Here is a 17,340-nt window from a genome sequence, read left to right as displayed (position 1 = left end):
CCGCGTCCAGGCCTCAAATGTGTAAACGATGTCCCCGGTTTCAGATGTAAACGATGTCTACGGTTCTACACCCCGATAGCAGTGGTTCAGTCAAAACATCGGTGACTGACACACCGCTATCGGGGGCAAGCCCCCTCCCACATTTGGATCAGGTTTCGTCAGGTGGAAGTCAGGTCACTTGCCTGGGGTCAGGGTCAACCTGGCCTTCCCATACACTTTCTCGAAGTTCTGCGGCTGCATCGGGAAGCTCAGGTATTGCGCCTTGAGCGACGGGTCGATGCCATTGGCGTAGTTCGGGCTGGCCGGGTTGCCGGACTGGCCGATGCCACCCTGGCCCATCATCGGCTCCACCTGGCCGAAGTCGACGATCATGCGCAGCGCCGGTACCTGGGTGGTGTTGAAGTCCTGGCCCCAGCTGTACGGCGCCGGGTTCAAGGTGTTGTGGTCGCCACCGGACGCCAGCGGGCCGCGAATCACTTGGCCACTGGTGTTTTTCCAGGTGGTGCTGTGCAGCTTGCCCCACTGCCAGGCCTTGTGGTCAGCACCCAGTTGGCTCTCGCCGGCGGTGATCGCGGCGGCCAGGCTGCGGGCGAGGATGGCGGGTTTGTCTTCTTTTTGCGCGGTGCGCACGTCGTCCCAGAACGGGCTGTCTTCGCGGCCCAGCAGGTGGTCGGCCTGGGCGGCATAGGACAGGTTGGCGTTGCTGACAAAGGCTTTCCAGCTGGCACTGTTTTCCGGCCCCAGTTCGTCGAGGAATATCTGCCGGGTGCTTTCCTGCAGGAACAGTTCGTAGAGCGCCGCGTCGGCGGACGTCGACACCAGGCGGCCGTCGAAGGCCATCAGGCGCTTCAGTGCTTCCCGTGCCTTGGCCTGCTCGGGGGCTGGCAGCGCATCAATCGCCTGCTTCAAGGGCTGGGCCATGCCCGGCGCCTGGAACATGGTCTTGAGCTTGGCGGCGAAGGTGGTGGTCTGGTCATATTGCATGGCGATCATGCTGCGGCTGTCGTGCTTGCCCGCATTGGCCAGTTGCGCCAGGCGCTCGCTGCGCTCCGGCGCATCCCAGGAGTTGGATAACTGCATGCCGTAGCCGCGAGGCGCGGTGCGTTGGTTGGCGGTGCCGATCCAGCCTTGGGCCGGGTCCTGGTCATAGGGGTGCAGCATCGCGTCGGCGTAACCGTCCCAGTCAAAGCGCGTATCCCAACCGGGCGAGGGCAGCAGGCCTTCGCCTTCGCGGCGGTTGGGGAAGCGGCCGGTAACCTGCCAGCCAATGCTGCCGGCGTCGGCGAAGACCATGTTCAAGGCAATGGCGCGAATGCTGCGGGTTGCGTCCGAGGCCTTGCCGGCGTTTTGCGCGCGGGACAGGTCGAAGAATGCGTCGAGGCTCTTGTCATCCTTGAAGTCGGCGGTTTGCAGGGCCAGGCCAAAACCGCTGGTCAGGGCCTGGCTGCTGTTGAGCAGGGCGCCGTGGCGGGTTTCGTACACCACTTCGCGAATCGAGCGTTGACCCTTGACGAAGAAGGTTTCATTACGCACCGCTGCCGGCAGCCATTTTCCGTTGTTCTCGTAGTACAACGCGCTGCCCTGGCGTTTGACCTTCTCCAGGAACAGGTCCTGGGTATCGCCCTTGACCGTGCTCATGCTCCACGCCACGTTGCCGTTGAAACCGGACAACAGGGTCGGCAGGCCGGCAATCGAGGCGCCGACGGCCTGGTATTTCGGTGCGCGAATCTGCACGTAGTTCCACGGCGACGGTGCTTGCGGCTGGGCGGCGAGGTCGCCTGCCAGCAGGCTCTTGCCGCTGCGACTGCGTTGCGGGCCGATGGCCCAGTTGCTCGACGTCGTAACCGCCAGCGAGTTGAGGCTGCTCAATTGCTGGCTGACCGCGTCCAGCCCGGCCAGGCCGGTGATCTGGCTGAGGTTCACGCCCTTGAGTTTTTCGGCTTCGGCCAGGGGGATCGGCTCATCCGGCGCGCTTGGTGTCAGCCAGGCGAGTTTGTCCACGCCGACCTTTTGCGCCAGCAGCAACGACGCCAGCTCTTCCTGCAGGTTGGCCGACTCGCTGAAATTCAGCAGGCAGAACAGCAGCGCCGAATCTTCCGGCTTCCAGTACTCAGGCTTGTAGCCCGTCTGGGCCAGGTCCGGCGGCAGCTTGTCGCGGTAGCGGAACAGGTAGGCGTTGACGCCACGGGCATACACTTCGAAGAAGCGCTTGAGGCGCGGCGACGAGGCGTTATACAGCTCGCCCGCGCTTTTCTTCAGGTTGACCGCACGCATGAAGCGGTCAACATCCAGCATTTCAGGCCCGGACATTTCAGCCAGGCGGCCCTGGGCCAGCAGGCGCAGGGTGACCATCTGGGTGATACGGTCACTGGCGTGTACATAGCCGAGGCTGAACAGCGCGTCGTGGAAAGTGTTGCTTTCGATCAGCGGCATGCCCTGGGCGTTGCGGCGTATCGAAACATTCTGTGCGAGGCCCTTGATCGGCTGCACGCCGGCCACTGGCGGCAGGGTGTCCTGGGTGCTCTGGAGCTGGCAACCGGCCAGGCTTAATGCACTGGCCACTGCCGCGGCAACGCCGAACCGGGGAAGAAAATGTGAGAGGGCTGGCGAGGCCATGGCAAAGCTCCTGCGGGGGGTAGCGTCAGTAAAGGCGCTACGTTAGTGAGCGCGGTGAAACGGCGCAAGCAGGAGTTTGGGTAAAGCGTTAGATCTTGAGTCGCACCGCCCCTCCCACCTGTTGACCGCGCACGACTTCAGGTCAGGATTTAGGCGGATTGACCTTTTGGACTAATTCATACGCCCGAACCGTCGCTGGCCGTTCCTTGATGCTATTGAACCAGCGATGAACGTGTGGGAAATCTTCCAGGCGCTGGCTCTGCCACTTGTGGGAAACGATCCACGGATAGATCGCCATATCGGCAATGCTGTAGTCCTCACCCGCCACGAACGCACGGTCCGCCAGACGTCGGTCCAGCACACCGTATAGACGGGCGGTTTCATCTACGTAGCGCTTGATCGCGTAGGGGATTTTCTCCGGTGCGAACTGGCTGAAATGATGGTTCTGACCCGCCATCGGCCCGAGCCCGCCCATTTGCCAGAACAACCATTGCAGCGCTTCCTGGCGACCGCGCAGGTCTTTTGGAATGAATTGACCGGTTTTTTCCGCGAGGTACAGCAGGATCGCGCCGGATTCAAACAGCGAGATCGGCGCGCCGCCGTCGCTCGGGTTCTGATCGACGATGGCCGGGATGCGGTTGTTGGGGGCAATCTTCAGGAAGTCCGGCTTGAACTGGTCGCCCTGGCCGATGTTGATCGGGTGCACGTTGTAGGGCAGACCGGCTTCTTCTAGGAACAGCGATACTTTGTGACCGTTGGGGGTGGTCCAGTAATACAGGTCGATCATGAAGCTCTCCAAAAGTGGTGATGCTTGAGCGAATGCCTGTAGGTATAGGTAAAGGTGGGAGGGTGGAAATTCAATCAAACATTTGCGTCTACCCTTAGACGCTTTCGATTTGGAATGCGATGCAGCTGTGGAAGGGAGCGAACTCCCTCACACACACGTGGGCCCTCAGCGCGATTTACGCGCCGTGGCACTTCTTGAATTTTTTCTCACTGCCGCACGGGCAAGGATCGTTGCGGCCAACGTCCTTCAACGCATTGCGCACCGGCTCCTGGTGAGCGTGGCCGCAGTTCGGGCCGTGGACATGGCCGTGGTCGTGATCATGGTGATCATGATCGTGGTTGCAGTCAGGACCATGGACATGGGGTTGCTGAGTCATCGATGTCGCTCCGGAATAAAATCGCCGGGGATTATCTCGCCATTGTGGTTCACCTGCACGTCATAACCGATGAATAATCCGGTTTTCAGTTCACCCTCCAGGCGATACGGCACAGGCTGGTCGGGTTTTTTCAGCAGTTGCACCACGTCGCGTATCTGCGGCCAGAGGTTGGTGCGCACCGATACCTTGAAAAATGCATGACCCTTGGGCGGTACCGTCAGCCATTCATTGGACTCGCCTTCGGTGAGCACAAAATCATCCAGGGTGACCTTGTAGATCAGCCCACGCACGGTCAGGTCCGAGTCGTCGCGGTTATCCACGCGAAAGTACAGTTTGAATTTCTGCTCCAGCAGCTTGGCCCGCACCACTTCGACTTTCACCAGGGAAACGTGGGGCGGGGGCGAATCGTCTTCGAACCAGGAGGCGCAACCGGTCAGGCCGAAGGTTAACGCCAGCATCAAGCTGTAGATCCGAAGCATGGCGTGAGTCCTGTGGTAGTTAGAGATAGCTGGAACAACACTTTTTGAATTTTTGCCCACTGCCGCACAGGCACGCATCGTTGCGTCCGGTTTTCACTTCCACCGTGGGGTCGATGAAGTACCAGCGCCCTTCATTCTGTACGAAAGAAGACTGCTCGCGGTGGCTATGTTCGCCGGTGCTGTCATGCCAGCGTGCGGTGAAGGTCACGAAGGCGTGTTCCGGCTGGCCGCCGAACACTTCGGAGCTTTCAACCTCCAGGCCGAGCCAGGTGCTCTGGGCGCTCCAGGCGGCGATGGCCTCACGGTCCAGGCCAGCCTGTTGCGCGGGCAAAGTGGTTGCGACCAGATAGTCCACCAGGCCCAGCACATAGGCGCTGTAGCGTGAACGCATCAGGGCGCTGGCACAGGGTGCCGGGTGCCCGGCGTGATAATGGCCGCAGCAGGCATCCAGCAGGTTGCCACTGCCGCAGGGGCAAATGGATGTACTCATCGGGTTACCACCAATACGCGTTCTGTTAGACGTAACAATAGCTAAGCCTTGGTATTACCGCAGACACAGCCGTTGACAGCTTATGGCCCGATACTACAGAGGATCGCAGGGGAACTCGACGCCCAGCGGGTGCGAGGGGCGGCCGAGCGAGCATTCATTCGTTGAGACACTTCCTGGCTGGCTCGCGCAGAGCCGCTTGAGGTTCCATTGAGCTCTACTGCAAGAATAGGTGGATTAACCTACTTGCTAAATAAAAACCCATTAGGTTAATTTCTGCATGGAGAAGAACGCGCCTCACTGCAAGCTGACCAGCGTCAAGGCCCTGATCAAATCCGGGAGGGTGCGTACCACGAATACTGCACGACTCGGCGCCGATGCTCTTAACCTCGACCTCTCCGAGATGCTGGCCGTGATACTGGCCCTTAAACCAACGGACTTTTACAAAAGCATGACTACCTACGCCGACCACACGCTATGGCAAGACGTGTACAGGCCACACACGAAGGCGGGGAAGGTCTATCTGAAACTCACGGTTATCGAAGACGTACTGATTGTGTCCTTCAAGGAGCTATGAAGATGAAATGCCCCGTTTGCGGCGCTGCGGACTTGGTCCATGACATCCGCGACATATCCTATTCCTACAAAGGTGAAACCACTGTAGTTGCGAATGTAACGGGTGAGTTCTGCCCGTCCTGCTCTGAGTCGATCCTGGATTTGGTTGAATCGGATCGTGTCATGAAAGCGATGCGCGCCTTCTCAAAACGGGTCAATGCAGATTTGGTAGACCCTGGCTTCATCGCTACGGTGCGTAAGAAACTTTCGTTGGACCAGCGGGAAGCCGCCGAGATATTCGGTGGCGGGGTCAACGCCTTTTCTCGCTATGAGAATGGAAAAACCAAGCCACCGCTGGCACTCATAAAGCTTCTCAAGTTGCTCGATCGTCACCCTGAGTTACTTAACGAAGTCCGAACGGTGTAGGGGCGCCTGGAATCGATGTACTCATCCGGTTACCACCAATACTTTCCGAAGTTTTCCGGGTTAGCCCAGAAACGGGCGTTGAGCCAGTCCGGCACCTGTTTATAGTCAAGCAGATCGTAGGTAAACAGCGTCAGCACCTGCTCATCGCGCTGGAAACGCTCGCCGGCCTGCAGCGCCAGGGAGAAGAAGTCGGTTTCCTTCCAGCCGCAGGCGCCCAGGTCCACCAGCACCGCAATGCGGCTGGCGTTGAGGTTGCGGATACCGCCGAGCAAGGTCAGGCCTTGGGGTTTTGGCAGGTGCTCGAGGCAATCGACCACCAGCGCCAGGTCAAACCGTTGGGCCGCCAGTGCTTGCGGCAATGGCCCTGGCGCGGCGCAGAACACCTGGGTGTCAGGGTGTGCGTCCTTAAAGGCGTCCAGCGCCGGGAACTGGCTGGCACCCAACAGCAACAGGCGTTTGGGCTGGTGCAGATCGAGCAAGGCGGCCAGCGCTTGCTGGGGAGTACGGGCAGAAATACCAGCGGTCATCAGAGATCCTCACATCAGGACCCTAGAGACTAGCGCGGCTGAGCGTGCGGGCCTAGAGCGGGTGGCTGCGAAAAGTCCTACGCGGGCGGCGATCCCCAATGAATACGGGGGCGCGGCGTAGTGGCGCAGTTGAAAAGAGCGGTCTTTACTCCACCCATCGGCCCCCGCCGATCCCCTCAGGAGAAAGTCAGATGAGCATCATGCGGACAGCTCTACCCTTGGTTCTGCTAACCGGAGTATTGACAGGTTGCGCAGGCTTGCAAAAAACCGATTGGCCTACCTGTGCCGCTGTCGGCGGTGTGACCGGCGCAGCGATCGGTGCGACTGAAAGCTCGGCCTACGCAGGCTATGGCGCGTTGCTGGTCGGCGGCATGGCCGGCGCCTATTGCTGGGTGCACGGCGATGGCGACGAAGATGGCGATGGCGTGCCGGACAGCCGCGACAAGTGCCCGGGCACCCCGAAAGGCGTGCAGGTCGACGCCAATGGTTGCCCACCGGCACCGCCAGTGCCAGCGGCGGTGGTTGAGGAGGTGGTCGTGGTCAAGGAAGAAACCATCGTGATCCGCGATGTGCACTTCCAGTTCGACTCGGCCAAATTGACGGCAGCGGATAAAACCAAACTCGACACCATTGCCACGCGCCTGAAGCAGGAAGCCCCGAGCGCCCAGCTACGGGTCAGTGGTCACACCGACAGCGTCGGTAAAGACGCCTATAACCAGAAACTCTCGGAAAAACGTGCCCATTCGGTCACCGATTACCTGATCGGCGCCGGGGTGCCCCGCAGTGCCTTTGTATCTGTCACCGGGGCGGGCGAAAGCCATCCGGTCGCCGACAACAAGACCGCTGAAGGCCGCGCCCTGAACCGCCGCACGGAAATCCAGATCAACCGCTGACAGCCCTTGCCTCTGTGGGATCCACAGGGGCATTGCCGGCCACCCTCGCTTGAACCGCTCCCTGCTCAAGTTTTTTGAACCTTCACTGGCAAATCGCCTGTAGAAGTCGTTACTGTGCGTCCAAAGAAAAATTTGAAAACATTCAGGAGCCCCATGATGCGTAAGGTTTTTCTGTTGGCCCTGTTGGTCAGCCCCGTTGCCCTGGCCCAAAGCGTCAGTGTTGAAACCAACTCATTGATGCGCCTTCCCTCCAGCACCAGCGTGTTGCAACTGGAGCGCCTGGACGTGGCGGACTACGGCACGTTGCTGATTCCGGCCACCATCAGCCAGGTTACGGTGGAGGAACTGCACCTGGGCCGCGACGCACGCATCGCAATTGTGCCTGGCAATACCGCGCTGCAATTGCAGGTGCGGCATGCACAACTTGAGCAGGGCAGCCAGATCACCTCGCGCGGTGCCCCCGGCACCCATGAAAAACCGGCCAAGGCCGGGCGTGACCTGACTTTGCGCATAAACTCGCTGACGGCTGAAGCACTGTCGGTGGATGCCCGTGGCGGCGCCGGTGCCCAAGGGTATGCCGGGCTGGATGGCGCCAATGGCGTGGATCCTGGGTGCACCTGGGGCTCGGCGGGGCGCGGTTTCAATGGCGATAACGGCGGCGATGGCCTGCCGGGTGGGGCGGGTGCACAGGTGCGCGTGGAGTTGCCGAAGGACTTCCCGGCGGAACATATCAAGGTCTGGGTGGATGGCGGGGCTGGCGGTTTGGCCGGCACGGCCGGCAAGCCGGGCAAAGGCGGGGAGTCCAAAGGTTGCCTGGTGTACCGCGCCGATGGTGGCGAGAAGGGGCGCCCAGGGTTGGAAGGACAGCCGGGGCCAGCTGGGCCTGCGGGTACCGTGACTATTCAGCGGCTCTAAGTTCTAAAGAGCTGCAAGCTTCGAGCTTGCAGCTTGCGGCTGTACTCAGAACATCGGCCGAGCCGATGCAATCGCTACCACCACCAACCCCACGATCAGGTTGATCCCCACCAGCTTGCGAATCTGCCCCAGTGCAGCCGCACCCGCCGGCCAATCCTCAGCCGCCACCGCCGCCTTCAGTTGCGGAAACTTCAGCGCCTGGATACGGATAAACAACGCCGTCATCACCAGATACAAACCCATCATCACCTGCACATAGCGCGGTGCGCTTTCAAACCCGCTGAAGCGCAGGTGCAGCAGGCCGACGCCGCTGATCGGCAAAACCAGCACTGCCACCCATACCCACACGAAAAAACGTTGAAACACATTGGCCCACAGCTTGAGTCGGGCAGGGCCCTCAAGGGCCGCCACAGCGGAGGGGCGCAGGATCATCCAGGCGAAAAACATGCCGCCGACCCAGATCAGGGCGGCCAATACATGCAGGGTGTAAACGAGGCTAAACGCGGTCATTGTGGTACTCCGTTCTGCGCGGGATTAATTAGCGGGGTATGATAGCTGCCGATCCGAACCACTGAAAATTTATCCAGCGTTTTTTGCGCCCGACTATCCATGATCAGCACTGAACTCAAAACCACGATCCAGGGCGCCTACACGCGTTTTCTCGAAGCCAAGAGCTTGAAACCGCGCTACGGCCAACGCCTGATGATCGCCGAAGTGGCCAAGGTCCTCGGGGATATCGACACCGATGACGAAGGCCGCCGCGAAGGTGAGCCCGCCGTCGTGGCCGTCGAGGCCGGTACCGGTACCGGCAAGACCGTGGCCTACAGCCTGGCTGCGATCCCGACCGCCAAGGCCGCCGGCAAGCGCCTGGTGATCGCCACCGCCACCGTCGCCCTGCAGGAGCAGATCGTCTACAAAGACCTGCCCGACCTGATGCGCAACAGCGGCCTGAACTTCACCTTCGCCCTGGCCAAGGGCCGTGGCCGCTACATGTGCCTGTCCAAGCTCGACGTGCTGCTGCAGGAAGGCCACGCACAAACCGCCACGGCGTCGCTGTTCGAGGAAGAAGGCTTCAAGATCGAGGTGGATGAGGTCAGCCAGAAGCTGTTTACCAGCATGATCGAGAAACTGGCCGGCAATAAATGGGACGGCGACCGCGACAGCTGGCCCACCGCCCTCGAAGATGCCGACTGGGCACGCCTGACCACCGACCACAGCCAGTGCACCAACCGCCATTGCCCCAACTTCGGCCAGTGCGCCTTCTACAAGGCTCGCGAAGGCATGGGCAAGGTCGACGTGATCGTTACCAACCACGATATGGTCCTGGCCGACCTGGCCCTGGGCGGCGGTGCCGTGCTGCCGGACCCGCGTGACACCCTTTACGTGTTCGACGAAGGCCATCACCTGCCTGACAAGGCTATCGGCCACTTCGCCCACTACACGCGCCTGCGCTCCACCGCCGACTGGCTGGAAACCACCGCGAAGAATCTGACCAAATTGCTCGCCCAGCACCCGCTGCCCGGCGATCTGGGCAAGTTGATCGAGCAGGTGCCGGAGCTGGCGCGGGAGATCAAGACCCAGCAACAGTTCATGTTCAGCGCCTGCGAGCAGGTGGCCGACTTCAAGCCCGGTGAAGATGTGGAAGGCCGTGAGCGCCCGCGCCACCGCTTTGTCGGTGGGATGATCCCCGAGCATATGCGCGAAATGGGCATCGAGCTGAAGAAAGGCTTTTCCCGTCTTACCGACCTGTTCACCCGCCTGACTGACTTGCTCAAGGAAGGCATGGACGGTGAGGTCAACATCGGAATCGCCAGCAACCAGGCCGAGGAATGGTATCCGCTGTTCGGCAGCCTGTTGTCCCGTTCCCAGGGCAACTGGGAGCTGTGGACGGCCTTTACCGTCGAAGACCCCGAAGACAACCCGCCCATGGCCCGCTGGCTGACCCTGTCGGAAAGCGGTGCGTTGTTTGATATCGAGGTCAACGCCAGCCCGATCCTCGCCGCCGAGATGCTGCGCCGCAACCTGTGGAACGTGGCGTATGGCTGCCTGGTGACCTCGGCCACGCTGACCGCCCTGGGCACCTTCGACCGCTTCCGCATGCGCGCGGGGCTGCCGAAAAAGGCCGTCACGGCGGTGGTGCCAAGCCCGTTCCACCATGCCGACGCCGGTGTGCTGCGGGTGCCCGATCTCAAGGCCGACCCGCGGGATGCACCGGCGCACACCGCGGCGATCATTCGCGACCTGCCCTCCCTGGTGGAAGGTTCGCGCGGCACCCTGGTGTTGTTCTCGTCGCGCAAGCAGATGCAGGACGTGTTCGACGGCCTCGACCGCGACTGGCGCAAGCAGGTGTTTATCCAGGGCAACCTGTCCAAGCAGGAAACCCTGAACAAGCACAAGGCGCGGGTCGATGGCGGGGATTCCAGCGTGCTGTTCGGCCTGGCGAGTTTCGCCGAAGGCGTGGACTTGCCCGGTGCCTACTGCGAACACGTGGTGATCGCCAAGATCCCGTTCTCGGTGCCGGATGATCCGGTCGAGGCCGCGTTGGCCGAATGGATCGAAGCGCGGGGCGGTAACCCGTTCATGGAGATCTCGGTGCCGGATGCTTCCTTGAAGCTGGTGCAGGCCTGCGGTCGCTTGCTGCGTACCGAGGCAGACCGGGGCACCATCACCTTGCTCGACCGCCGCCTGGTGACCCAGCGCTACGGCAAGGCGATCCTGAATGCGTTGCCGCCGTTCCGGCGCGAAATTTCTTAAGCCCTCGTGGGCGAATTCGCCCACTTCGTGGTCTATCTCACTGCTATCGATTTATGTCATCAGGCTATTTACCGGCCGTTTGGGAGAACCTTGTTCGTATGATTCGCACGCTGCCCGCCCTTTTTGCCCTGCTGTTCACTGCGCCCTTGATGGCCGCGCCCGCGGGGCAACAGACATTGTTCAACTTCGTCCGGCCTGCCGATGTGGTCAAGGTGGCGACCCAGGACGCCAGCCTGCCGCAATACAACGCCGAACAAACCCCCGAAGGCGAGGTGTTGCGTCGCATCACCTTCAACCCGGCCGCCGAGCCGAGCCTGGTGCTCAGCCCACAGGCCGGTGCCTGGGACTGGTCGCAGTCCGGCGCCATGAGCCTGCGTATCCAGAGTGCCATGGACTGGGCGCTGACCCTCTACGTCAAGGTGCAGAGCAGCGATGGCAAGACCCTGGTCAGCCGCATCGACCTACCGGCCGGCCCCGCCCAGACCTTGCTGGTCCCGTTGCAAGCCAACTCGCCGTTGAGCCAGGGCATGAAGGCCGGCCCGCCGATGCCGATCACCGTGGATGGCCAGCGTGTGTTGCTGGCCAGCAGCGCCGGCGAGATCGACCGTAGCCAGGTGGTCTCGGTGACCCTGTCGATGATCAAGCCCAACGCCGCGCAAAGCATCCTGCTGGAACGCTTTGGTGTGCAGGACAGTGAGCCGGTGCTGAAGGCGGCCTACAGCGAACTGGTGGATACCTATGGTCAGTCCACCCGTGCGCGCTGGCCGGAAAAGGTCAGCAGCGACGAACAGCTCAAGGCGGCTGCGGCAAAGGAACAAACCCAACTGCAGGGCTGGCTGGCCGCGCGTGATAAATCCGCATTGGACACGTTCGGCGGCTGGAACAAAGGGCCGGCGTTCAAGGCCAGTGGCTTTTTCCGTACCGAAAAGCGCGACGGTCGCTGGTACCTGGTGACCCCGGAAGGCCATCCGTTCTATTCCCTGGGTGTCAATACCGTGGCCCCGGACAACAGCCAGACCTACGTGGCCGGTCGTGAGTGGATGTTCGCGGCGCTGCCAAAGGCCGACGAACCCTTCGACAAGTACTACGGCAGCGGCGATAACCGCACCGGCAATGGTGCGGGTGAAGGTCGTGGCTTCGCTGCCGGGCGTTGGTACGATTTCTACGGCGCCAACCTGCAGCGCACTTATGGCGGCGAAGGGTTTGACCAGAAACGCTGGGTGACCCATACCCTCGATCGCCTGCAAGCCTGGGGTTTCAACACCGTCGGCAACTGGAGCGACGACGCGTTGGCCACTGCCGATCGTGTGCCGTACACCTTGCCGTTGTCGATTGTCGGCGACTACGCCAGCATCAGCACCGGCACCGACTGGTGGGGCGGCATGCCCGATCCGTTCGACCCGCGTTTCGCCATGGCGACCGAGCGCGCGGTGGCCATCGCCGCCCGCGACCACCGCGATGACCCGTGGCTGATCGGTTTCTTTGCAGATAACGAACTGGCCTGGGCCGGCCCCGGCGATGATCCGAAGTCCCGCTACGCCCTGGCCTACGGCACCTTGCGCATGACCACCGACGTACCGGCCAAGCGCGCGTTCCTCAAGCAATTGCGTGACAAGTACCGCAACGAGCAAGGCCTGTCGAAAGCCTGGGGCATCGAGTTGGCGGGGTGGGAGCTGATGGAAGACCCTGGCTTCGAGCCGCCGGTGCCCAACCCTGAACACCCGGAAATCGAAGCTGACTTCAAATACTTCCAGAAGACCTTCGCCGATGCCTACTTCAAGACCATCTCCGACTCGCTGAAATGGCACGCCCCCAACCAACTGCTGCTGGGCGGGCGTTATGCGGTGAGTACGCCGGAGGCCGTGGCGTCGTGCGCGCAGTATTGCGATGTGCTGAGCTTCAACATGTACACGCTCAAACCTCAGGACGGCTATGACTTTGCCGCGCTTCGTGCACTGGACAAGCCGGTGTTGATCACTGAATTCAACTTCGGCTCCGCAGACCGTGGCCCGTTCTGGGGCGGCGTGACCCAGTTGGCCAGGGAAGAAGAGCGTGGCGCGGCATATGCCAACTTCCTCAAGCAAGCCATGGCTGAGCCGTCCATTGTCGGCGTGCATTGGTTCCAGTACCTGGACCAGCCGGTGACCGGCCGGTTGCTGGACGGTGAAAACGGCCACTTCGGCCTGGTGGGTATCACTGACGTACCGTTCCAGGGGTTTGTCGACAGTGTGCGTAGAAGCAACCTGGCGGCGGTGGATCAACTGGGCAAGGAAGCGGAAAAGGCCAAGGCCGCCAGCACCGCGCGTGAAAGCGAAGGCAGCAAGCCTGGGCGCGAGGGCAAAGGCCCGGGGCAGGGCGCCGGACACGCCGGTGGGCATTCGGGAAATGGTCATTGATTCCTTGTTGACGGGTTCACAAATCCAACAATGGCTGGAACAATGTCGGCCACTTTTTACGGTGTTTTCCGAGGGGGCTTAGGTGCAGGTTCAGGGTCATTACGAGCTCCGGTTCGAAGCGGTACGTGAAGCGTTTGCCGCGTTGTTCGATGACCCGCAGGAGCGTGGCGCCGGGCTCTGCATCCAGGTCGGCGGCGAAACCGTCGTTGACCTGTGGGCCGGTACCGCCGACAAGGACGGTGCCGAGGCCTGGCACAGCGACACCATCGTCAACCTGTTTTCCTGCACCAAGACCTTCACCGCTGTCACGGCCCTGCAATTGGTGGCCGAGGGCAAGTTGCAATTGGACGCGCCAGTGGCCAGGTACTGGCCTGAGTTCGCTGCTGCCGGCAAGGAAAACATTACGCTGCGCCAATTGCTCTGCCATCAGGCCGGGTTGCCGGCCATCCGCGAGATGCTGCCCGCCGAAGCCTTGTACGACTGGCAATTGATGGTCGACACCCTGGCAGCCGAAGCCCCCTGGTGGACGCCGGGCCAGGGCCATGGCTACGAGGCGATCACCTACGGTTGGCTGGTCGGCGAATTGCTGCGCCGCGCCGATGGGCGTGGGCCGGGTGAGTCCATTGTGGCGCGGGTGGCACGGCCGCTGGGGCTGGACTTCCACGTGGGCCTGGCCGACGAAGAGTTTTATCGTGTTGCACATATCGCGCGCAGCAAAGGCAATATGGGCGATGAAGCCGCGCAGCGTTTACTGCAAGTAATGATGCGCGAGCCCACCGCCATGACGACGCGGGCATTTGCCAACCCGCCGTCTATTCTCACCAGTACTAATAAACCTGAATGGCGACGCATGCAGCAGCCGGCGGCAAATGGTCACGGTAATGCGCGTAGCCTGGCGGGTTTTTATAGTGGTTTGTTGGACGGTAGTTTGTTGGAAGCCGACATGCTCGAAGAGTTGACCCGTGAACACAGTATCGGGCCGGATAAAACGTTATTGACACAAACCCGCTTCGGGCTGGGCTGCATGTTGGATCAACCACAGTTGCCCAATGCTACATTTGGTCTCGGCGCCCGTGCGTTCGGGCATCCAGGCGCCGGCGGCTCGGTGGGTTTTGCCGATCCTGAGCATGATGTAGCGTTTGGTTTCGTGACTAATACATTGGGGCCTTATGTACTTATGGACCCACGGGCACAGAAGTTGGTCAGAATATTGGCCGGTTGTCTGTAAACCCCTTGCTGTTTCACATTTTTTTGTTACAAAGGCAACTATAAGAAGACGCTGAACGAAATGATGTAACTTTAATGTTCTGTAAGCGTCTGTTTAACGGGTCATCGAGACCCCCATTTCTTTTCTCATTTTGTGGATATCTCATGTTATCGAACAAGTCCTTGGCACTGGCGCTTTGCCTCACTATTACCGGTTGCGCACAAACTCCACAAAATGATGCCGAGGGTGGGCATTGGTGGTCATTTGGGTCGGATAAGGCCACTACCAAGGACGCAGTGACCCAAACCGACGCCAAGCCGGATGCCAAGCCCGCTGCCGGCGCCAAGCCTGCCGCACCTGTAGCCGCTGCTGCTGCGCCTGTCGCCTCCGCGCCAGCGCCGGCCGCCAAGGCTGACACCGGTTCCAGCTGGTGGCCGTTCTCCTCCAAGAGCGCCGACGAGAAGGCCGCTGATGCCAAGGCTGACCTGAAAGCCGACCTCAAGGCCGCGACCCCGACTCCAGACGCCGCGCCTGCCGTCGCCAAGACCGACAGCGAAACCCACTGGTGGTGGCCGTTCGAAAGCAAACCCAAGCCATTGGCCAAAGTCGACGTGACCAATGTGCCAATGCCTGACCCGAAAATCACCCAGGCCTGGTTGGACGACTACGAGCCGCGCCTGCGCGCTGCCATCAAGGACAGCAACCTGCAACTTGAACGTCGCGATAACGTACTCGTGGTGATTGCTCCGGTAGACGGCTCCTACAACCCGAAACGCCCGGCGATGCTGCTGCCGGTTACCCTGGGGCCGTTCACTCGCGTCGCCAAGGCGGTTGAAGCCGATCCAAAAACCGCCGTGCTGGTGCTGGGTCACGTGGATGCCACCGGTACCGCGCCTGCCAGCCAGGCGTTGACCAAGGAGCGTGCGCAGTCCATTGCCTCGATCTTCAGCCTCAGCGGCCTGAAACAGGACCGCCTGATGCTGCGTGGCATGGGTGACCTGATGCCACGTGCCGCCAACGACAGCACCCAGGGCCGCGCGCTGAACCGCCGCATGGAAATCATGTTCACCCAGCGCACTACCATGCTGGCGCTGTTGAGCAAGTATCAATCGGGCAAGACCCCGCCTGTAGCCGAAATGGTTGCGGTGCAGAACGTTCCAGCCCCGGCCCCCGCCGCCAAGACCCCGGCTAAAAAGGCACCCGCGGCTAAAAAGGCGGCTGCCAAGCCCGCGGCTAAAAAAGCCCCGGCCAAGCCCGCTGCGAAGAAACCGGCTCCGGCCAAGGCCAAGGCTGCTGCACCGGCTGCGAATGACCAGGCAAAAAACTGATCCGCTGAACCAGAAGGATAAAGCCGCATGACCCAGGCACTGGCCGATATGCGCCGTGACTACACACGGGACGGTTTGAGCGAGGCCCAGGCCCCGAATGAGCCGTTTGCGTTGTTCCACCAATGGTTTGCCGATGCGGTGAAGACTGAGCAGCCACCGGTGGAAGCCAATGCCATGACCCTGGCTACGGTCGACCAGGACGGTCGCCCGCACTGCCGCATCCTGCTGCTCAAGGGCCTGGATGCGCAGGGCTTTACCTTCTTCACCAACTATCAGAGCGCCAAGGGCGAACAGCTCGCGGCGCGGCCGTTTGCGGCCATGACGTTCTTCTGGCCGACCCTGGAGCGCCAGGTGCGTATTGAAGGGCGGGTGGTCAAGGTCACGCCTGAGGAGTCCGACGCTTATTATCAGGTCCGCCCCCTGGGCAGTCGTTTAGGCGCCTGGGCTTCCCCGCAGAGCCAGGTCATTCGTGACCGTGAAGAACTGCAGGACCTGCTCAAGGCCACCGAACAGCGTTTCAGCGATAGCCAGCCCGACTGCCCCGAGCATTGGGGTGGCTATCGCCTGCTGCCGGAGCGCATCGAGTTCTGGCAAGGCCGCGCCAGCCGCCTGCATGACCGCCTGAACTACCGCCTGCAAGGGACCGAATGGACCCGCGAGCGCCTGGCGCCCTGAGCGGCACCTTTCGTCACCCCACTGGAATGATATCGATCACACCGAAGTCTCTGTTGAAGAGGCTTCGGCTGTGTAGTGCTGTGCGGCGTTCTTCAGCCACTGCGGCAACTCGCTTCGCTTGATCTTCGAGATCCGTGCCTGCTCCAGTTGTTGCAGCATAAAGGCACGCTTGTGCAGGTCGTCGCCTGCGAGGGACAGTGCCAGGTCGCGGTCTATCCAGCGTCTGATCCGCAGGTACAGCCAGCCGTGGAAGTACAGGCCGGCGACGGTAGTGACTACAATGATGAAATAGTCCATGAAGTTCCTGGTTACGATGAGAGTGCTACCGTTGGTCGGTATTTTGGCTACGGGCAGCCTGTACTGAGGCTGAATGAAAGCAATTTCCTGCCGGGCTTGTCGTGACAGGCGTCAAGCTGCAGCGTCTAATGAATACCTGTCCTTTGGAGTTGATGCTATGCGTAAGTCCGTTTTACTGGTTGCCTGCTTTACCACGCTGTCGTTGCTGCTGGGTGGCTGCGCCTCGAGTCTGACCGGCGACTCGTACTCCCGTGACGAAGCGCGTCGTGTACAGACCGTTCGCATGGGCACCATTGAATCCCTGCGTCCGGTAAAAATCGAAGGCACCAAGACCCCAATCGGCGGCGCTGCCGGCGCGGTCATCGGTGGTGTTGGCGGCAGCGCCATCGGCGGTGGCCGTGGCAGTATCGTGACTGCCGTGATCGGCGCCGTTGCCGGCGGCCTGCTGGGCTCGGCCACCGAAGAAGGCCTGACCCGCACCCAGGGCGTGGAAATCACCGTTCGCGAAGACGACGGCAGCATGCGTGCCTACGTGCAAGCCGTGCAGGAAAATGAAATCTTCCGCATCGGCGATCGTGTCCGCATCATGACCGTTGATGGTACCAGCCGCGTTACTCGCTAA

The 17,340-nt window shown here is 61.3% G+C and carries 18 protein-coding genes; 10 read left to right on the top strand and 8 right to left on the bottom strand.

What is annotated here, in order from left to right; genetic code table 11:
• Window positions 1-174 precede the first annotated feature (174 nt).
• The 5 genes from AC07OT_RS27145 to AC07OT_RS27125 all read right to left on the bottom strand — a co-directional run bounded on the left by AC07OT_RS27145 (window position 175) and on the right by AC07OT_RS27125 (window position 4,748).
• Window positions 175-2,616, bottom strand: a complete 2,442-nt coding sequence (locus AC07OT_RS27145; protein ID WP_495109515.1) for a penicillin acylase family protein — start codon at window positions 2,614-2,616, stop codon at window positions 175-177.
• 142 nt (window positions 2,617-2,758) lie between these two features.
• On the bottom strand, window positions 2,759-3,403 hold the full coding sequence (locus AC07OT_RS27140) for a glutathione S-transferase N-terminal domain-containing protein (RefSeq protein WP_092487687.1): 645 nt from the start codon (window positions 3,401-3,403) through the stop codon (window positions 2,759-2,761).
• A gap of 175 nt (window positions 3,404-3,578) precedes the next feature.
• The gene (locus tag AC07OT_RS27135) at window positions 3,579-3,779 is read right to left on the bottom strand and encodes an SEC-C metal-binding domain-containing protein (protein WP_003189235.1); all 201 of its coding nucleotides are present in this window, start codon (window positions 3,777-3,779) and stop codon (window positions 3,579-3,581) included.
• Complete coding sequence (locus AC07OT_RS27130; protein ID WP_098480258.1) at window positions 3,776-4,258, bottom strand: LEA/WHy family protein; 483 nt, start codon at window positions 4,256-4,258, stop codon at window positions 3,776-3,778. Before AC07OT_RS27130 ends, AC07OT_RS27135 begins: the two co-directional genes overlap by 4 nt.
• Before the next feature lie 19 nt (window positions 4,259-4,277).
• Window positions 4,278-4,748, bottom strand: coding sequence for a YchJ family protein (locus AC07OT_RS27125; RefSeq protein WP_065926434.1), 471 nt, complete (start codon window positions 4,746-4,748; stop codon window positions 4,278-4,280).
• A gap of 277 nt (window positions 4,749-5,025) precedes the next feature.
• Between AC07OT_RS27125 and AC07OT_RS27120 the strand changes: the two genes are divergently transcribed.
• Window positions 5,026-5,322, top strand: coding sequence for a type II toxin-antitoxin system MqsR family toxin (locus AC07OT_RS27120; protein ID WP_115485776.1), 297 nt, complete (start codon window positions 5,026-5,028; stop codon window positions 5,320-5,322).
• A 2-nt stretch (window positions 5,323-5,324) separates the two neighbouring features.
• A complete protein-coding gene (locus tag AC07OT_RS27115; protein WP_495109514.1) occupies window positions 5,325-5,726 on the top strand; it encodes a type II toxin-antitoxin system MqsA family antitoxin in 402 nt (133 codons plus the stop codon).
• 29 nt (window positions 5,727-5,755) lie between these two features.
• On the opposite strand, the gene AC07OT_RS27110 is transcribed toward AC07OT_RS27115, so the two are convergent.
• The gene (locus AC07OT_RS27110; protein WP_027604444.1) at window positions 5,756-6,253 is read right to left on the bottom strand and encodes a DUF6231 family protein; all 498 of its coding nucleotides are present in this window, start codon (window positions 6,251-6,253) and stop codon (window positions 5,756-5,758) included.
• Between the two features lie 191 nt (window positions 6,254-6,444).
• Between AC07OT_RS27110 and AC07OT_RS27105 the strand changes: the two genes are divergently transcribed.
• Together AC07OT_RS27105 and AC07OT_RS27100 are read left to right on the top strand one after the other, a co-directional pair.
• Window positions 6,445-7,146, top strand: a complete 702-nt coding sequence (locus AC07OT_RS27105; protein ID WP_141156935.1) for a PA1041 family peptidoglycan-binding anchor lipoprotein — start codon at window positions 6,445-6,447, stop codon at window positions 7,144-7,146.
• A 156-nt stretch (window positions 7,147-7,302) separates the two neighbouring features.
• Window positions 7,303-8,061 carry a collagen-like protein gene (locus AC07OT_RS27100; RefSeq protein ID WP_495109513.1) on the top strand — a complete coding sequence of 253 codons (759 nt, stop codon included), beginning with the start codon at window positions 7,303-7,305 and terminating at the stop codon, window positions 8,059-8,061.
• 45 nt (window positions 8,062-8,106) lie between these two features.
• On the opposite strand, the gene AC07OT_RS27095 is transcribed toward AC07OT_RS27100, so the two are convergent.
• A complete protein-coding gene (locus AC07OT_RS27095) occupies window positions 8,107-8,571 on the bottom strand; it encodes a CopD family protein (RefSeq protein WP_495109512.1) in 465 nt (154 codons plus the stop codon).
• Window positions 8,572-8,670: 99 nt separating this feature from the next.
• Here AC07OT_RS27095 and dinG point away from each other — a divergent pair, with 99 nt between their 5' ends.
• The 5 genes from dinG to pdxH all read left to right on the top strand — a co-directional run bounded on the left by dinG (window position 8,671) and on the right by pdxH (window position 16,421).
• The gene (gene dinG / locus AC07OT_RS27090; RefSeq protein ID WP_115485781.1) at window positions 8,671-10,815 is read left to right on the top strand and encodes an ATP-dependent DNA helicase DinG; all 2,145 of its coding nucleotides are present in this window, start codon (window positions 8,671-8,673) and stop codon (window positions 10,813-10,815) included.
• A gap of 98 nt (window positions 10,816-10,913) precedes the next feature.
• Complete coding sequence (locus AC07OT_RS27085; protein ID WP_495109511.1) at window positions 10,914-13,211, top strand: beta-galactosidase; 2,298 nt, start codon at window positions 10,914-10,916, stop codon at window positions 13,209-13,211.
• Between the two features lie 82 nt (window positions 13,212-13,293).
• Window positions 13,294-14,439 (top strand): serine hydrolase domain-containing protein, encoded by a 1,146-nt coding sequence (locus AC07OT_RS27080; RefSeq protein ID WP_495109510.1) that lies wholly within the window; start codon window positions 13,294-13,296, stop codon window positions 14,437-14,439.
• Window positions 14,440-14,582: 143 nt separating this feature from the next.
• Window positions 14,583-15,746, top strand: a complete 1,164-nt coding sequence (locus AC07OT_RS27075) for an OmpA family protein (protein ID WP_495109509.1) — start codon at window positions 14,583-14,585, stop codon at window positions 15,744-15,746.
• Window positions 15,747-15,773: 27 nt separating this feature from the next.
• Complete coding sequence (pdxH, locus tag AC07OT_RS27070; protein WP_495100988.1) at window positions 15,774-16,421, top strand: pyridoxamine 5'-phosphate oxidase; 648 nt, start codon at window positions 15,774-15,776, stop codon at window positions 16,419-16,421.
• 36 nt (window positions 16,422-16,457) lie between these two features.
• Here the strand turns inward: pdxH and AC07OT_RS27065 are convergent, their stop codons facing one another.
• Window positions 16,458-16,718 carry a hypothetical protein gene (locus AC07OT_RS27065; protein ID WP_027604435.1) on the bottom strand — a complete coding sequence of 87 codons (261 nt, stop codon included), beginning with the start codon at window positions 16,716-16,718 and terminating at the stop codon, window positions 16,458-16,460.
• A 157-nt stretch (window positions 16,719-16,875) separates the two neighbouring features.
• Between AC07OT_RS27065 and AC07OT_RS27060 the strand changes: the two genes are divergently transcribed.
• On the top strand, window positions 16,876-17,340 hold the full coding sequence (locus AC07OT_RS27060) for an outer membrane lipoprotein (RefSeq protein WP_003189251.1): 465 nt from the start codon (window positions 16,876-16,878) through the stop codon (window positions 17,338-17,340).

The organism is Pseudomonas sp. GW821-FHT09C10 (assembly GCF_059418085.1).
Note: the sequence above shows the minus strand (reverse complement) of the source record. Positions and strands in the feature narration are given on the sequence as shown.